Origin of the sequence: Paenibacillus sp. FSL K6-2441, assembly GCF_037964765.1 — a bacterium.
Classification (GTDB): domain Bacteria; phylum Bacillota; class Bacilli; order Paenibacillales; family Paenibacillaceae; genus Fontibacillus; species Fontibacillus phoenicis.
In genome coordinates, this window is record NZ_CP150174.1 from 73346 (window position 1) to 91242 (window position 17897).

The window sequence follows — 17897 nt, forward strand, 5'->3', positions numbered from 1 at the left end:
TTCCTGAACTGGGGGAAAGCGCGTTATAATAGGGGGTGAGAAAGGGGAGTGGAATATTGGATTACCGTGTGGAGGTTACCTTTGAACCCCGGTACGAGCTGCTTAGCAGCCTACATACGATGATATGCCGCAAATCACATAAGAAAATCGACCTGAGCCCGGCATGGGTGAAGGATACGTTAAAACAAATTACGCCGGATTTGAGCTCCCTTCTCAGCGAAATGGAAGTGGACAGCGACTGGAAAACCACGTATTTGCTTGCTTACTTGTGCCCGGACGGGGCGTCGCCTGAGGAGTTTCTGGTGTGGCTGGAGAAGAAGACGCCGGGAGATCTGTATGAGCTGATCGCCGAGTACAGTCAGCAATTTCCGAAGGATATGGGGCAATTCCGCTCCCGTACCTTGACCGTGTTGTCCAGCTGGCATGAGCAATATTTCCGTAAGCTGGAGCCGGAAGTGATCGGCGGGCTGCGTTCCGAAGCTCAGGCGCGTACGGCGGAGCTGGCCAACCAAACCGAGTTGTCGGCGTTTATCGAGGAGACGACGAACGGATTAACGTTTATGCCAAAGGAAGGGCTGGAGAAGCTGGTTCTTGTGCCGCACTATCATTTTCAGCCGATGAATATCATTTATCACTTTGGCCGGATCACGCAGTGTCATTATTCGGCGCGATTCTATCTGGACGACGAAACGGATTTTCCTCCCCATGAATACCGGATGCTCCGGGCGCTCGCCGAGCAGAGCCGACTGAAAATTTTGCGTTATTTGAGCGGCGGTCCCCGAACATTTACGGAGATCGTCCGTCACTTGCAGATTTCCAAGGGGATTACGCATGATCATGTGTCCAAGCTTCGCAGCGGCGGCTTTATCCGTGCCCATATCGATGGGGAAACGATATCCGAATACAGCTTGCGTCCGGAAATGCTGGATGTGATGCACCGGAAATTGGTCGATTATATCGTCAACTAAATCAGTGCCAGCCATGGCAGTCATAAGGATTCCGCACCGTGTGAACGGGGGCGGGGTCTTTTTTTGTGGCATAAATATTAAATTCTCTGAATAAAGAAAAATTATTAAGTTCTCTATTTACAGAACCGCATCCCGATCGTATAATAGGAGCGTTAAAACTCTACTTAACTTATCGGAATTAATGTCTATTGTAAGGTTCCACCTGAAAAAAGACAATTCGGAGGGAGAAAATCATGCAAATGAAGAAAAAACGAGTGACTGCGCTTCTGACCTTATTGTTGTCCGGGGCTTTGGTACTGACGGCCTGCGGCGGGGACGGGGGCAACAATACTGCGCAGGGAGCGGATTCGACATCGGCTCAGGCGGGTAATGGCCAAAGCGAGGCTGGTGCGAACAACGCAGGCGCAGAAGCAGGAGGCGCGCTGCAGTTCATTCCGGCCAGCGATATGTCCAAGCTTCCAGCGATAGCCAAAGAGCGCACCGATACGATTATCGTTGGCTTAACCGACCCGAGCGGCGCGTTTACGCCGTACTTCCAGCAGAGCGGATATGACGGCAATGTATCGTCGCTATTGTTTACGCCGCTGGTAACGGTGGATGACAATGGGCTGCCGACCCCGGGCCTCGCCGAAAGCTGGGAGGTTTCCGATGATCAGCTGACGTATACGTACCATCTGCGTAAGGACTTGAAGTTCAGCGACGGTTCGCCAATGACTGCAGACGATGTGGCCTTTACCTGGACGTTGCTGCATGACAAAGCTTACGACGGGGACTCCCAAATCCCAACGCTGCATATCGTTGGCGGTGAAGCTTATAAGGAAGGGAAGGCGGACAGCATTTCCGGCATTACCGTGAAAGATCCGCAGACCATCTCGGTGACGCTGGAGCAGCCAAATGCGACCGCCCTGGTGCTGCTTGGCGGCGATATCCTGTCCAAAGCTTATTACGGCAAGGACTACAAGTTCGGCCAGCTCGATTACATTAAGAAGCTGCACGAGAAGCCGGTCGGCAACGGCCCTTATATCCTGGAGAAGTTCATTCCGGGGCAAGAGGTGCGTTATGTCGCCAACCCTTACTACTATGCGGGTAAGCCAAAAACCGAGAAGTTTATCTATAAAACCTCTGAAGGTGACACATGGCAGTACCTGGAGACAGGTGAAGTGGACTACGCTTCCTTCAGCGCCACGACCGAGAACATCGATAAGCTGAAAAGCATGGGCTTCGTCAATATTTTGCCGTATACCCCAAGCACTTATGGTTATCTGCAATTAAATCTCGAACATGAAGCTTTGAAGGATAAGAAAGTTAGACAGGCGCTGACGTATGGATTGGATCGTCAAAGCATTTACGTGGAAGCGAACCAAGGCGCAGGGCAAGTTGCCAACATTCCAGCTTCGCCAATTTCCTGGGCTTACACGGAAGAAGGCATCAACCAATATGCCTATGATCCGGACAAAGCCAATCAACTGCTGGACGAAGCCGGTTGGGTGAAAGGGGCAGACGGCATCCGTGAGAAGGACGGTCAGAAGCTGACCATCCATTACCTTGGTTCCAAGAACGCCCAAACCGACGTCTTTATTGCTGTAGCGACGGAGAACTTCGCTGAAATCGGCGTAAACTTCCAGCCGGAGGTGTTCGCGGACTTTAACGCGCTGGTCTCCAAGGTCGAAGGCGGCGACTACGATATGGCTTCCTTCTCTACTCCAATGCTTGCTGACCCGTCCGACGGCGTACTGCAATTCGTGGATGGAGAGATCAAAGGTTATGACAACCCGAAGGTCAAAGAGTTGTATGACAAAGCACTGAGCACCAGCGACATCGAACAACGTAAAGCCACTTATAAGGAGCTGTTCCAGCTGCTGAACGACGAATTGCCGATTATCTTCACGAACTACAAGAAGACGGTATATGCCTATAACGGCCGCATTCAAAACCTGACGGTCAGTCCGTTTACCGGCCTGTCCTCCAGCTTGCCAAACTGGACGTTGGAATAGAATCTGAATCTTTGAAAAATCAGCCGCTCCCCTCGTGTGCCCTGCATGCGAGGGGATGGCTTGTCTAAGGAGTGCGACGCGATGAGCGCCTATATCACCAAACGATTGATTTATATGGCGGCGATTTTGCTGGCGGCCTCGCTGCTGATCTTTTGCCTGTACGCGCTGACGCCCGGCGACTTCATCAGCGGGAACATCAAGCTGACGCCGGAGCGCAAGGCCGAGCTGCGGGAGATCTACGGCTTGAACAAGCCGGTGCTGGAACGGTACTTCATATGGATGAAGAATGCTTTTCACGGCGACTTTGGCTATTCGTTAGCCCAGCAGAAGCCGGTGCTGGCGTTGTTTAACGACTATATCTGGAACTCGTTCCTGCTGGCGGCGGTATCGACGTTCTTTACCTGGTTTATTGCCGTGATCGTTGGCGTCATCTCGGCTTACAAGCAGTATTCCTGGTTCGATACACTTGTGCTGGTGCTGATCTTTGCTGCGATGTCGCTGCCGTCTTTTTTTATCGGACTATTCCTGATCAAGATTCTCGCGGTCGATTTGAAATGGCTGCCGCCGGGCGGGATGATCACAACGGGGAGCAGTGCCACTGGATTTGCTTACGTAAAAGAGGTTATTCACCATATGACCCTGCCGGTGATCGTAATGACCATTTTGGGCGTCGGTTCGCTGACCCGTTACTTCCGGACCAACATGATCGACGTGATTAAGCAGGATTATATCCGAACGGCTCGCGCCAAAGGGTTGAAGGAAAGCAAGGTGCTGTACCGCCATGCGCTGCGAAACGCGTTGCTTCCGGCGATTACGCTGGTGGGCTTTGAGCTGCCTGCGTTGTTTGGCGGTTCGTTGATCATTGAGAAAATCTTTAACTGGCCGGGGATTGGGCAGTTGTATATGTCCTCTTTTTCTGTTCGGGATTATCCGTTATTGATGGGATTTACGATGCTGATTGCGATCTTGACTGTGATCGGGACGTTGTTATCGGACTTGCTGTACCATATCGCCGACCCGCGTGTCCGGTTGTAATAGGGGGTTAAGCAACCATGAACTCAATTCCAGAACATCTATCGAAGCCGGGCCAAGAGGCTGCCCGTACCGCCGTGTCCAAGAAGCCGTCGCTGTGGCGCCAGTCGCTGCGCCGGCTGCTTCGCAATAAACTGGCCATGTCGGGGCTCGTTGTTGTTGTTTTTATGTTTCTTGCCTGCTTCTTGGGTCCGCTGTTCTCGCCGTATGCGGATAACAAAATTCAGATGTCGATGATGAACAAGCCGCCGAGCTGGCAGCATTGGCTGGGGACCGACAAGCTGGGCCGGGACGTATTAACCCGGGTTCTGCAGGCCGGACGCATTTCGCTGACCGTTGGCTTGGCATCCATGGTGTTGTCCGTCTTCTTGGGCACGCTGCTTGGCGCGATTGCCGGGTATTATCGCGGGATTGTGGACCAAATCATCATGCGGCTTGCCGACTTGCTGTTAACAATTCCTGGTCTACCGCTGCTGTTCATTGCCGGGGCGCTGCTATCGGAGTGGAAGGTGCCGACCGACTACCGCATGTACATCGTGATGATCATGCTCAGTCTGGTGAACTGGCCGGGGCTGGCGCGGATGATCCGCGGGCAGATGCTGAGCCTGCGGGAGCGCGAGTTCATGCAGGCGGCGGAGGTGCTGGGGCTTCGCGACCGGCGCAAGCTGGTCTATCACCTGCTGCCGAATCTCGTGCCGCTGATTATCGTGATTGCCACCCTGAACATCGGCGGGGCGATTCTTAGCGAGTCGGTGCTCAGCTTCTTTGGGCTGGGCGTGATGCCGCCGACGCCGACCTGGGGCAATATGATCGACGCCGCGAACAATTTGATCGACTTCCAGCAGCATCCTTGGCTGTGGATTCCGCCAGGGCTGTCTATTTTTGCCACCGTCATTGCTATCAATTTGTTTGGCGACGGGCTGCGGGACGTGCTGGATCCGAAAATGAACAGGTAGGTGAAGAAGCTTATGTCAACTTTGCTGGAGATAGACCAGCTAAGCACGCATTTTCATACCGAAGAAGGACGTATCAAGGCGGTTGATGAAGTCAGCCTGCGGATCAAGCCGGGGGAAACCGTGTGTATCGTCGGAGAGTCGGGCTGCGGCAAAAGCGTGACGGCGATGTCGATCATGGGGTTGCTGCAAAGCGGACCCGAGGTGGAGATCGGCGGGCGAATCCAATTTGGAGATACCGATCTGTTGTCTTTAGATAAACATCATCTTCGCGCCATTCGCGGGCATGAAATCGCGATGATTTTTCAGGAGCCGATGTCTTCGCTGAACCCGGTGCTGACGATCGGAGAGCAGTTGATCGAGCCGATGGTGCTTCACTTGAAGCTGAGCAAGAAGGAAGCTCGCAAGCGTGCCATAGAATTGATTGAGCAGGTCGGGATCTCCCGGCCGGAGCAGATTATGAAGAGTTACCCGCATGAACTGAGCGGCGGGATGCTGCAGCGGATCATGATCGCTATCGCCATCTCCTGCCGGCCGAAGCTGCTGATCGCGGACGAGCCGACGACGGCGCTCGACGTGACGATTCAAGCGCAAATCCTCGATATGCTGCGGCAAATTAAGGCGGAATCGGACATGTCGATTCTGCTGATCACCCATGATCTTGGCGTCGTCGCGGAAATGGCCGATTACGTGGTCGTGATGTATGCTGGCAAAGTGGTTGAGGAAGGGGAAGTGACCGCGCTGTTCGAATCGCCGAAGCACCCTTACACGCAAGGGTTGTTGAAGTCGAAGCCGGTGCTCGGACAGCGTCAGGATGAGCTGTTTTCCATTCCGGGCCAAGTGCCAAATTTGCTGGAATTGCAGCCTTCTTGTTATTTTCAGGACCGCTGCGCGCACTGCATGGACATTTGCCGCACGAAGGAGCCGGCATTGAAATCGCTTGGAGGCGGCCAGAAAGCCGCTTGCTGGTTGTATGAGGAGGAGAAACGTCATGGGTGAGCCGCTGCTGACAGTACGGCACTTGAAGAAGTATTTTCCAATTAAAACAGGGCTCCTGCAGCGGACAACCGGACAGGTGAGGGCGGTGGACGACATCAGCTTCACCATTCAGCCTGGGGAAACCTTCGGTCTGGTGGGGGAATCGGGCAGCGGGAAGAGTACGGTCGGTCGCAGCATCGTTCGTTTGACAGAGAAGACGGACGGCGACATTCTGTTTAAGGGCACGGACCTTTACTCACTGGGGGATGAAGAGCTTCGCCAGTTGAGACCCAAGCTGCAGATGATTTTCCAGGACCCGTATGGTTCCTTGAATCCCCGAATTCGGGTGGGCGATGCCATCGGTGAAGCTTTGCTCGACCACGGGTTGCTGCCGAAGGCGGAAATCCGCGACCGGGTGCTGGAGGTGCTGGCTTCCTGCGGGCTGTCCTCCTATCATATTGATCGTTATCCGCACGAATTCTCCGGCGGGCAACGCCAACGGATCGGAATCGCTCGCGCGCTGATTCTGAACCCCGAACTGATGATTGCCGATGAACCGGTGTCTGCGCTGGACGTATCGATCCAAGCGCAAATCATCAACCTGTTCCGTAAACTGCAGGAGACTCGCGGATTAACGTATTTGTTTATCTCGCATGACTTGAGCGTCGTGGAGCATCTGTGCACGCAGGTTGGGGTGATGTATTTGGGCGGAATGGTTGAAATGGCCTCGCGGGATGAGTTGTTCCGCCATCCGTTGCATCCCTATACTAAGGCGCTTCTGTCTGCCGTGCCGCTGCCAATCCCGCGCATGAAGCGGGAGCGGATTATTTTGAAGGGCGATATTCCGAGTCCGGCGAACCCGCCTTCCGGCTGCAAATTCCATACCAGATGCCCGTTTGCTACGGCAGAGTGCAAGCAGCGGGTGCCGGAATTCCGCGACGTGGGCGGAGGGCATTTTGTGGCGTGCCATTTGGTATAGTTTGAGATAGACTAGTATGAGTTAGTTATATGGGTAGGGAGGTCATGCTTTTGACAGCACCAAAAGCCAGCTTGCCGCAGCTCTATGCGCTGCGATTGGAGATGATTCGGGCGAAGGGCATCCAAGGCGCGGAGCTCGTGGAGCTGCTGGAGCGCAAGGATGCCGCTGAATTGCAGCAGCGAGTTAATCCGGAGCTGCAGTGGGACGGATTTGTGGAATACCTCCAGGAGCATTTGGATGAGGTGAAGATTGCCCTATCAGAAGGCTACCGATTTAAATTTATGACCGTAGGCGGCCTGCGAAGCTTGCTGGAGATCAAATTTGGGTTGCGGGCGGAGCAGGATTATGTTTTTGACAACAACCGCTTTGCCGGCGTAAGGCTACATCGGGAAGACTATCAACAACTCAGAGCCCTGGCTCCTGACTATTGGGAGATCCTGATGGATAAGGAGGACCCGGATACGGGGATTCTCGAAATGCGCATTGTGCATAAATATGCAGATAATTCTGGATTCTATCGAACTTAAGGCGACTGTCTTAGGTTCCTTTCTTTTTTATAAGGAAGTGATGGCCTCGGGCCGGGTCTTTCTTCGCGCAGCTGGTTTGAATTCTATCCTAGCTGGAAATGATAGATACGAGATTGTTGAACTCTATCTATTTGAAAGGCGGGATGATGAGATGAAACAGATTATGTTGATTACGGACGGGTGTTCCAATGTCGGGGAAAGTCCGGTGATGGCTGCGGCGCTGGCAAGGCAGGAAGGAATCACCGTAAATGTGGTGGGGATTGTCGATTACGGTACGATTGGCGAGCTGGGGAGTCTGGAGATCGCTGAAATCGCCAAGGCCGGCGGCGGGATGAGCCGGATTGTCGGAACCGAGAACCTGGCGCAGACGATGCAGATGATGACGCGAAAAACGGTCGTCCAGACGATTCAACAGGCGGTTCATAAAGAGATCCGGCAGATCCTAGGCGATCAGACGGTTAGTGACTTGCCGCCAGAGCAGCGCTCGCAGGTCGTCGAGGTGATCGACGAGCTGAGCGAGAACAGCTCGCTGCAGGTGGCGCTTCTCATTGATGCCAGCGCCAGCATGAAGCCGAAGCTCCGGGCCGTGGAGGAAGCGATTCGGGATATGATGTTGAGCTTGAGCTCGCGGAAAGGGGAGAGCCAGCTGGCCGTCTTCCATTTTCCCGGCTCGCACAGCGGAGAGGATGCCGTCCTGGATGTGGAATGGACCAGCGATCTGGGGTCTGCCCGTTCCATCTTCCAACGCCTCGTCATGAGAGGGGCAACGCCAACCGGACCTGCGCTTCTGAAGGTGATGGATTTTATGCGATATGGTACACTGAATGAACATGGTAAGTCTTGGCGTGAGAAGACGGAGGGACAAGATGGAATCCTCGGCGACTACGTCGTCTAAAATTCCCCTGCCGCAGGGAACGCGGATTATCGGACGCTGGAACGGCGGTCGGTATGTGATCCAGCGTTTGCTCGGGCAAGGGGCTAACGGCGTTGTATTCCTGGTGAAACGGGAGAAAAACGGAAAATTATACGCTCTGAAGCTGGGCTTCGATACGCTGGATATTCAATCGGAAATCAATGTGCTGAAAGCGCTGCAGCGTCAAGGCCGGCGGCGGGGTGCGGCGGAACGGGATCTCAATTACCTGGTAGAGGTGGACGACTTCACTTACCAGGGGAGGGAGATTCCTTTCTACGTTATGCGCTATGTGCAAGGGGAGCCGCTGCGCGCCTTTTTGGCCCGGCGGGGGCCGCGCTGGCTGGACGTGGCTGGCCTTCAGCTGCTGCAACAGCTCGGACGGCTGCACCATTCCGGCTGGGTGTTTGGTGACCTTAAGCCGGAGAACGTGCTCGTAGGGGCTTATGGCGAAGTCGAGCTGATCGATTACGGCGGAGTAACAAGTGAAGGGCACAGCGTAAAGCAGTTTACGGAGTGGTACGACCGCGGTTTCTGGGGGGCGGGAAGCCGTACAGCGGATCCCGCGTATGACTGGTTCTCCTTCGCGGTTGTCTGCATTCATTTGCTTGCTGAGAGTGCGTTAAAGAAAGCGGCGACTCAGCTGCCGCAAACGCGCAGCCGCAGCGATCTTATCGCCATCGTCGACGGGTATGAGACGTTGGCGCCGTACCGCGCCTGGTTGAAGCGGGCTCTCCATGGGGAGTTCCGGGATACGGCGGAAGCGTGCCGGTTGTGGAAGGAGATGGTCACCCGCCGTTTCACTCCGCGGCGCCGGACGCGGTCTACGACCCCGGGATGGATCGTCGGGGCGTTTGCGGTATCGCTGACGTTGCTTGCCTGTGCGCTTTATTTGACTTTTAGGTTTTAGGCGGTGGGCTTCCGAAGCTAACGGACACCAGAGACGCTATTCGCTTGCGATTGGACTTCCTCCGATTCTAACGGACTGAGGAGACCTTATTTCGGATAACAGCGGCAATCTGGTCCATTAAAAGGCCACTTAAGGTCACTGGGGTCCGTTAGGTTGGGAAATTGCCGGGAAATGGGCAAATAGAGTCCTTCCAGTCCGTTACGTTTACGAACTCATTTTTGAGGGAAGGGAGAGGGGGTATCCGATGAAAGAAACCACACTGTACCGATTAACGGAGCAGGTTCGCCGTTTTGGCAGGCAGGAACAGTTATGGTTGCCCGGAGATGTTATCGTTGTGGCGGTGTCCGGCGGGGTCGATTCTACGGTGCTGCTGCATATAATGAAGGAAATCGCCGGGGACAAGGCGCTGGGACTCCAACTGATCTGCGCGCACCTGCATCACGGCTTACGCGGCGACGAGGCGGATCGGGATGCGGAATTTGTCCGTGAGCTCGCCGAGCGGCTTGGTATCCCCTTTGAATTGGGGTACGCGGATGTGCGTGCTTATATGAAGGAAACGGGGCAAAGCCTGGAGCTGGCGGCTCGGGAGAAGCGGTACGAATATTTGCATCAGGTGGCCGAGCGTTATGGGGCATCGTCCATCGCGCTTGCCCATCATGCCGATGACCAGGCCGAGACGGTGCTGATGCGGCTGCTGCGGGGCAGCGGGCCCTCCGGATTAGCCGGAATGCGACCCAAACGCCGCGAAAAAAATGTGGAACTTATCCGCCCCTTGCTCCGTATATACAAGACGGATTTGCTCCAGGCGTGCCGCGAATCCGGGCTGGCTTACGTCGAAGACAGCAGCAACCTGGATAAAGAGATGACGCGAAATTCGATTCGGCTGGATGTGTTGCCATTTTTAGGGCAATATAATGGTCAGTTGCCGGAATCGCTGAACCGGTTGGCGGTGCTGACTGCAGCAGAAGACGATTACCTGCATCAGGAAGCGATGAGGTTGTACGCTGAGCTTGTGCGGACGGAGGACGGGATTCTCTCGTTTGAAGCCCCTCTTTTCTCCGGTTTACATGTTGCTTTACAACGGAGGTTGATTAAACTAATATTAAATTATCTGCCTTTAAGTACGGAGGATCGCGATTTTGTCAAGGTCGAGGCAATTCGTCAAGGGACGATTCAAGATCGGCCCACGACGTGGAGCTTAGATCTCGGCGGCGGCGTCAAGTGCGTACGCGAATATGACAGGATACGCTTTATCCCCCCGGCAGTAGAAAGTCGGATTCCTCATTATACATATTTGGTGGAACAATTTCCGGCAGAGGTGCCGATCGAGGGCCTGAGCCAGAGCTTGCGAATCACGCGGTATGGCGCCGGCAGGGAGCTTCACGTTAAGGCAGAAGGAAATAACGAAGCGAAATTTGATGCGGATGAGCTGGTCTATCCGCTTACCGTGCGTTCCCGATTACCGGGAGACGTGATGAAAGTTATGGGATTAAACGGCAGCAAAAAGGTAAAAGATATTTTCATCGATGCGAAAATACCGCCATCCCTCCGCTCCCGCATCCCGATGGTCACGGATGCCGCAGGCCGGATCCTGTGGATTCCCGGCGTTCGCCGTTCCGCAGTTGCTGCGGTGAACCCGCGCACGACCACTGTTGTGCATATGGTTCTAACGCCGCGTCCAGATCCGGGGCGCACACCTTGAGGATTAGCGAAAGATCGGCATTCATAGAATAACGTAGGAGGTTCACTCATTTTGCTAAACGATATCCAGGAAATTTTGATTACGCGGGAACAAATTCAAGAGAAGGTTGCTGAGTTGGGCAAACAGCTGAGTGCGGAATACGAAGGGCGTAACCCGCTCGTGATCTGTATCTTGAAAGGCGCTTTTATTTTTATGGCCGATCTGGTGAAGGAAATTACGGTACCGATCGAGCTCGACTTTATGGCTGTCTCCAGTTATGGAGCGGGAACCCGTTCTTCCGGGGAAGTGAAGATCATCAAGGATTTGGATACCTCCGTGGAAGGCCGCGATATCTTGATCGTGGAGGACATTATCGATAGCGGGCTGACGCTCAGCTATTTGATTGATGTGCTTGAACGGCGCAAGGTCAAATCGGTTAAAATCGTTACGCTGTTTGACAAACCGGCGCGGCGTACGGTGGATTTGCAAGCGGACCTGTCAGGGTTCGTTCTTCCGGACGCTTTCGTTGTCGGATACGGTCTGGATTATGCCGAGAAATACCGTAACCTCCCATTCATCGGAGTTCTGAAGCCGGAGATTTACACCAGTTGATTTCGTCGTCCGCTTGGACGAAGGACCACCCTTGCCGGAATTTTGAAATGGCGAGATTGGCTATGGTAAAATAACTTAAGGTCTTGAGAGGAGGTAGGGGATGAATCGGTTCATCCGGAATTCTGGTTTTTATTTAATACTTTTCTTAGTCGTGGTGGGCATCGTCCAATTCCTCAATGGCGGACAAGAAGCAACCGTCACCCCTAAGTATTCGGACTTACGTCAGGAACTGAAGGATAATAATGTTGCTGATCTAACCGTTAAATTTGACGGTTACGCTTATCTGGTAACCGGTAAGTATAAGGAAGCTGTCGGAAACGACAAGACGAAGAATTTCTCTTTGTATGTGCCTTTTGACGAGAATGTCGTTAAAGAGATCATCGCATACAGCGAACAGAACGGTTTTAGTTTAGAATGGAAGAAGATGCAGGGCGAAAGCATCTGGCTCACCTTCCTAACTTCGATCGTTCCGCTTGCGATCATGTTCATTCTGTTCTTCTTCTTGTTTAATCAAGCGCAGGGCGGCGGCGGCAAAGTGATGAACTTCGGCAAGAGCCGGGCGCGCCTCTATAATGAAGAGAAGAAGAAAGTTACGTTTGAGGATGTCGCAGGTGCCGATGAAGAGAAGCAGGAGCTTGTCGAAGTCGTTGAGTTTCTGAAAGATCCGCGGAAGTTCTCGGCCGTGGGGGCAAGAATTCCGAAAGGCGTTCTGCTTGTAGGCCCTCCGGGTACCGGTAAAACCTTGCTTGCCCGCGCTGTTGCCGGTGAAGCAGGGGTTCCGTTCTTCAGCATTTCCGGTTCTGACTTCGTGGAAATGTTCGTTGGGGTCGGCGCTTCCCGCGTGCGGGATTTGTTCGAGAACGCGAAGAAGAATGCGCCTTGTATCATCTTTATCGACGAAATTGACGCCGTAGGTCGTCAGCGGGGCGCTGGACTTGGCGGCGGTCATGATGAACGCGAACAAACGCTTAACCAATTGCTCGTAGAAATGGACGGCTTCAGCGGCAACGAGGGCATTATCATCATCGCTGCGACGAACCGTGCAGATATTCTGGACCCAGCCTTGCTGCGTCCGGGACGTTTTGACCGTCAAATCACGGTGGACCGTCCGGATGTGAAGGGCCGCGAAGCGGTCTTGAAAGTGCATGCGCGCAACAAGCCGCTGACTAAAGACGTCAAGTTGGACGTGATCGCGAAGCGTACGACGGGCTTTACCGGCGCTGACCTGGAGAACCTGCTGAACGAAGCGGCCCTCCTGGCAGCACGGCGGAACCGCAAAGATATTTCCATGACGGAAGTAGACGAAGCGATCGACCGCGTTATTGTCGGTACTGAGAAACGCAGCCGCGTTATCAGCGACCGCGAGAAGCGCATCGTGGCTTACCACGAAGCGGGCCATACGATTGTGGGTTACTTCTTGGAGCATGCCGACATGGTGCACAAGGTAACGATCATTCCACGCGGCCGCGCCGGCGGGTATGTCATTATGTTACCGAAGGAAGACCGTATGCTGGCCACGAAGAACGAGCTGCTGGATCGGGTAACCGGTCTGCTTGGCGGCCGCGTATCCGAGGAGCTGTTTATCGGCGAGATCGGAACCGGCGCATACAGCGACTTCCAGCAAGCGACCAACATCGTGCGCAGCATGATCATTGAATACGGGATGAGCGAGAAGCTCGGTCCGATGCAGTTCGGCACATCGCAAGGCCAAGTGTTCCTGGGCCGCGATATCGGGCACGAGCAGAACTACAGTGATCAAATCGCTTACGAGATCGATCAGGAAATGCAGCGGTTCATCAACGAATGTTATGAACGTTGTAAGCAGCTGCTGACCGAGCACGCCAAGGAAGTTCACCTCATTGCGGAAACGCTGCTTGAAGTGGAAACCTTGGAGCTCGAGCAAATCAAGTCGCTGATCGAAACCGGTACGCTGGACGGCTTGAAGAAAGACGGCCAAGATGGCGGCAGCGGTTCCTCCGAGCCGGGTGAGCCGTCGATCGACAGCGTGGGTGACGTTCGCGTTCGCATTCAAGGCAAAACCGAGGATTCGGCGCCTGCTGCTCCGGTCGGGGATATCCCAAATGACGTTCCGGGCGGCACCGCCAGCGATCGGACGAACGATCCGGTTGTTGACGCACCGCAAGGTACCGTCAGCGATACGCCTGGTCAAGCCGATTCGGCGGACGAAGGCAAGGATCCAAACAATGGTGGCAGCACGCCAACCGTGTAACCATACCAGCAAAGACCTAATCCGGGAAACCTCAAGTTTCCCGGATTTTTTTAGATATCAGAAAGTATAAACTTCGGGGGATCGGCATCCTGATATCGCAAGGAAAACTTCCGCTAAACGCGGTCTGGCTACATTGAATGTACGTCGATAGACGTTTTTCTTACGTTCAGATGTATGCGAAAAATCGAATACAGTTTGGCGGATCTGGTGATTTTAACGGAATCTATATGAAATTTCGTATATATTTGCACCATAAGCTGAGGTATACCTAAATTCTGTATGAAAAACCGAATAGAATCCGGGAATATTGGCGTAAGCCGTATTTTGTATACGAAAAATCGAATACATTGATGGGGACGAGAAATCAAAGGTCTTTTTCTTAAAATTTTAGTTATTCCTGAACGCGCGTATCCCCTCGTTAATCCTTATTTTTCCTGCATTATCAAAGGCTATTGGGGCTATACGCACCCGGACGGCGCATTGACAGTGCCTTTCACCTTGTGTAAATTAGTTGGTAAACACCGTGTGAAATTTAATACGTTCTTGCCGTTTCACGCAGGATTGTCATACAACGCAGCAAGAATCCCGGACGACGCGAAGAGATAGAGAGCCAGGATGGGGTTAATACAGCAACAGACGATACATGAGCTTATGGGGGAGGAATTCAAGTGGAGGCTCTAGCGCTTGAGCGTAAAGCCGAAATGAACCGCGAATTGCGGGAAAGACTGGTTCAGCTCAAGAAAGAACGCAATGCCATCATACTGGCGCATTATTATCAGCGGGATGAAATTCAAGAGGTAGCGGATTTCCGGGGCGATTCTTTTTTGCTCGCTCAGAAGGCCGCTTCGACGGATGCGGATACGATCGTGTTCTGCGGCGTGCATTTCATGGGCGAAAGCGCTAAGATTTTGGCGCCGAACAAGACGGTGCTTATTCCTGACGAACGTGCGGGCTGCCCAATGGCCGATATGGTGAACGTCGAAGGCTTGCGCAAGCTAAAGGCTCAACACCCGAACGCCAAAGTGGTGACCTATATTAACTCTTCCGCAGAAATTAAAGCGGAAACGGACATCTGCTGCACCTCCTCCAATGCGGTGAAGGTAATTAACTCCGTGGATGCGGACGAAATTATCTGGGTGCCGGATAAGAACCTTGGCCATTACGTGCAGCAACATACTGACAAGAAGCTGATTATTTGGGAAGGCTACTGCAACACGCATGATATGCTGACCGTGAAAGACGTCGTTGAGATGAAAGCGAAATATCCCAACGCCGAGTTTGTCGTGCATCCGGAATGCCGTCCGGAAGTGGTGGCGATGGGCGATTTCGTGGGCAGCACCACGGCGATCATCGATTACTGCAAAAATTCCTCCGCGAAGGAGTTTATCGTGGGCACGGAGGATGGAACGGGGTATCAGCTGCGTAAAGACAGCCCGGACAAAACGTTCCATTTTGCCACGAAATATCTGGTATGCCCGAACATGAAAGTCAATAACCTGAAGAAACTGGTGAAATGCCTGGAAACGATGCAACCGCAAATTTACGTACCACCCGTCGTTGCCGACAAAGCCAGATTATCCTTAGAGCGCATGTTACAAGTTAAGTAGCATGCGCTACTCTCTTGTTCAAGATAGGTGACGAACGTGATTCCACAATATTTGGTTGATTTTGAGGCAAGCCGATTGACGGTCGTGGATACGGATGTGATTGTGATCGGTTCGGGGATTGCTGGTCTTTTTACCGCTATCAAAGCAAGTGAAAAGAATCGCGTAATCCTAGTCACGAAGAAATCCATGCTGGAAAGCAATACCCGGTATGCGCAGGGCGGGATTGCCGCCGTGATCTCTGAGGACGATTCCCCGGCCTATCACCGTCAGGATACGCTGCTGGCCGGCGCGGGATTATGCTCCTCCAAAGCGGTTGACATTCTCGTAAATGAAGGGCCGGAAGGCGTCAGAGAACTGATGAAGCTGGGCACGGCCTTCGATCTGGAAAACGGGGAGCTGGCTCTGACGAAAGAGGGAGCGCATAGCCATCGCCGCATCTTGCATGCGCATGGGGACGCGACGGGGTATGAGATCGTGCGGGCCCTGTCCGAGCAGGCGGACGCCCATCCTAACATCCAGGTTTGGGACAATCATTATGTGATCGATTTGATTACGGAGGAGAACGAATGCCTGGGGGCGCTCGTGCAGCGGCCTGACGGGCAGCGTGTGTTCTTGCGCGGAAATGCTACGATTTTATGCTCCGGCGGAGCCGGGCAGCTGTACCGCTATACGACCAATCCCGAGGTAGCCACGGGGGACGGTGTTGCTATCGCTTACCGGGCAGGAGCGGTGCTGCGTGATATGGAGTTTATTCAATTTCATCCCACTTCGTTATGTTACCCGGGCGCCCCGCGGTTTCTCATTTCCGAGGCAGTTCGCGGCGAAGGGGCCGTGCTGCGGAATATTAAAGGCGAGCGGTTCATGAGCAAATACCATGAGCTGCTGGAGCTGGCGCCGCGGGATATCGTAGCGCGGGCGATCGTGAGCGAGATGGAAGCGGCGGGGGCAAGTATCGTTTATCTCGATATCACGCATGAAGATCCGGAGAAGATCAAGGCCCGTTTTCCAACGATTTACGAAACCTGCCTGCGTTATGGGCTCGATTTAACAAGTGACTGGATTCCGGTCGCTCCGGCAGCGCATTATATGATGGGAGGCGTTCGCGTCAACCATTATGGCGAGACGAGCGTGCAACGGTTGTTCGCCTGCGGTGAGGTTTCGTCGACCGGCGTACACGGCGCCAATCGGCTCGCCAGCAACTCGTTGTCGGAAGCGATTGTGTTCGGCCGCCGGATTATCCAGCGGATTCAGGAGCTGCCGCCGCGCACTCGAACGGGCGAGACGGTTGCTTACCATGGCGGCCGCATGGCGCCTGCTCCGTTCTCTCTGGTGGAACGCCGCCTCGACCTGCAGAAGACGATGGTGCGCCGCATTGGCCTGCGCCGCACGGCAGAGGGGCTTGCCAAGGGCATCGAGGAGCTGGAGAATCACAAGGCGATTTTTAGTCAGGCGCTGCATACCCGTGACCAATGGGAGTATGCCAATATGTTGACCTGCGCGCTACTGCTGGCCAAAGCGGCGCTGGCCCGCGAGGAGAGCCGGGGCGGACATTACCGCGAGGACTTCCCGGAACGCAATGACGCGAAGTGGCGCAAGCATTTGTTGTGGCAGCGGGATCAAGGAATGTTGGAGGAAATTAGCGATGATGTTTAATGGATATCATGAAGGGCTCGTGGAGTCCATCCGCGGCTGGCTGAAGGAGGACGTAGGCTCCGGGGACGTGACGACCGCCGTCACGATCCCTGCCGGCCATGAATCCAAAGGGATCATTCACGCCAAGCAGGGCGGCATCGTTGCCGGAATGCCGGTGGCTCAGCTCGTCTTTGAGATCGTGGACCCGAGCCTGACGTTTACGCCGCACGTGAAGGACGGCGAACGCATCGAGAAAGGTACGATTCTGGCTGAAGTCGAAGGAAGCACGCATAGCATATTAATCGGGGAGCGGTTAGCGCTGAATTTGCTGCAGCGTCTGTCCGGTATCGCTACGCGGACGAACATGTTCGTCGAGGCGCTTGGCGGCCTGCCAACCCGCTTGGTGGACACGCGCAAGACGACGCCGGGACATCGGATGCTAGAGAAGTATGCTGTCCGCACCGGCGGAGGTTCGAATCACCGCTTCGGGTTGTATGACGCGGTGATGATCAAGGATAATCATATCAAAGGGGCCGGGGGGATCACCCAAGCGGTCAGCCGCGCCCGCGCTCAGATTCCGCACACGATGACCATTGAGGTGGAGACGGAAAACCTGGAGCAGGTCGAGGAAGCGCTGCAAGCTGGAGCGGATATCATTATGCTTGACAACATGGCGCCCGATCTGATGAAGGAAGCGGTGCGCCGAATCAAGGCGAAAGCGCCGCATGTGACGGTGGAAGCGTCGGGCAACGTGTCGCTGGAAACGATCCGCGGCATTGCTGAGAGCGGCGTAGACGTCATTTCCGTGGGACGGTTAACGTATTCTTTTGAAAGCCTGGATATCAGTTTGGACCTGAACGGCAAAAAGGAGGCTTAACAGGCGC

General features: G+C 54.1%; 15 protein-coding genes. All 15 read left to right on the forward strand.

The features are described 5' to 3' along the window. Positions 1-56: 56 nt before the first annotated feature. The 15 genes from NSQ80_RS00315 to nadC all read left to right on the forward strand — a co-directional run bounded on the left by NSQ80_RS00315 (position 57) and on the right by nadC (position 17890). The gene (locus NSQ80_RS00315) at positions 57-968 is read left to right on the forward strand and encodes a winged helix-turn-helix domain-containing protein (RefSeq protein ID WP_339300864.1); all 912 of its coding nucleotides are present in this window, start codon (positions 57-59) and stop codon (positions 966-968) included. Between the two features lie 239 nt (positions 969-1207). Then, complete coding sequence (locus tag NSQ80_RS00320) at positions 1208-2962, forward strand: ABC transporter substrate-binding protein (RefSeq protein ID WP_260071768.1); 1755 nt, start codon at positions 1208-1210, stop codon at positions 2960-2962. Between the two features lie 81 nt (positions 2963-3043). Next, positions 3044-3997: an ABC transporter permease gene (locus NSQ80_RS00325; protein ID WP_009226321.1), complete on the forward strand. Its 954-nt coding sequence runs from the start codon at positions 3044-3046 to the stop codon at positions 3995-3997. 17 nt (positions 3998-4014) lie between these two features. After that, positions 4015-4950 carry an oligopeptide ABC transporter permease gene (opp4C, locus tag NSQ80_RS00330; protein WP_339300868.1) on the forward strand — a complete coding sequence of 312 codons (936 nt, stop codon included), beginning with the start codon at positions 4015-4017 and terminating at the stop codon, positions 4948-4950. 12 nt (positions 4951-4962) lie between these two features. Then, the gene (locus tag NSQ80_RS00335; RefSeq protein ID WP_009226319.1) at positions 4963-5946 is read left to right on the forward strand and encodes an ABC transporter ATP-binding protein; all 984 of its coding nucleotides are present in this window, start codon (positions 4963-4965) and stop codon (positions 5944-5946) included. Beyond that, a complete protein-coding gene (locus tag NSQ80_RS00340; RefSeq protein WP_339300871.1) occupies positions 5939-6904 on the forward strand; it encodes an oligopeptide/dipeptide ABC transporter ATP-binding protein in 966 nt (321 codons plus the stop codon). Before NSQ80_RS00335 ends, NSQ80_RS00340 begins: the two co-directional genes overlap by 8 nt. A gap of 44 nt (positions 6905-6948) precedes the next feature. Beyond that, positions 6949-7431, forward strand: coding sequence for a hypothetical protein (locus tag NSQ80_RS00345; protein ID WP_339300873.1), 483 nt, complete (start codon positions 6949-6951; stop codon positions 7429-7431). Positions 7432-7582: 151 nt separating this feature from the next. Beyond that, on the forward strand, positions 7583-8326 hold the full coding sequence (locus tag NSQ80_RS00350) for a VWA domain-containing protein (RefSeq protein ID WP_009226316.1): 744 nt from the start codon (positions 7583-7585) through the stop codon (positions 8324-8326). Then, complete coding sequence (locus NSQ80_RS00355; RefSeq protein ID WP_009226315.1) at positions 8298-9251, forward strand: serine/threonine protein kinase; 954 nt, start codon at positions 8298-8300, stop codon at positions 9249-9251. Before NSQ80_RS00350 ends, NSQ80_RS00355 begins: the two co-directional genes overlap by 29 nt. A 244-nt stretch (positions 9252-9495) precedes the next feature. Continuing rightward, the gene (gene tilS / locus NSQ80_RS00360; protein ID WP_009226314.1) at positions 9496-10953 is read left to right on the forward strand and encodes a tRNA lysidine(34) synthetase TilS; all 1458 of its coding nucleotides are present in this window, start codon (positions 9496-9498) and stop codon (positions 10951-10953) included. Between the two features lie 51 nt (positions 10954-11004). Then, positions 11005-11544, forward strand: a complete 540-nt coding sequence (gene hpt / locus NSQ80_RS00365) for a hypoxanthine phosphoribosyltransferase (RefSeq protein WP_009226313.1) — start codon at positions 11005-11007, stop codon at positions 11542-11544. Between the two features lie 100 nt (positions 11545-11644). Then, a complete protein-coding gene (gene ftsH / locus NSQ80_RS00370) occupies positions 11645-13774 on the forward strand; it encodes an ATP-dependent zinc metalloprotease FtsH (protein WP_009226312.1) in 2130 nt (709 codons plus the stop codon). A 668-nt stretch (positions 13775-14442) separates the two neighbouring features. Further along, the gene (nadA, locus tag NSQ80_RS00375; protein ID WP_009226311.1) at positions 14443-15381 is read left to right on the forward strand and encodes a quinolinate synthase NadA; all 939 of its coding nucleotides are present in this window, start codon (positions 14443-14445) and stop codon (positions 15379-15381) included. Positions 15382-15417: 36 nt separating this feature from the next. After that, complete coding sequence (gene nadB, locus NSQ80_RS00380) at positions 15418-17034, forward strand: L-aspartate oxidase (RefSeq protein WP_339300879.1); 1617 nt, start codon at positions 15418-15420, stop codon at positions 17032-17034. Continuing rightward, on the forward strand, positions 17024-17890 hold the full coding sequence (gene nadC, locus NSQ80_RS00385; protein ID WP_009226309.1) for a carboxylating nicotinate-nucleotide diphosphorylase: 867 nt from the start codon (positions 17024-17026) through the stop codon (positions 17888-17890). The genes nadB and nadC overlap by 11 nt, the downstream gene beginning before the upstream one ends. The last annotated feature ends 7 nt before the right edge of the window (positions 17891-17897 follow it).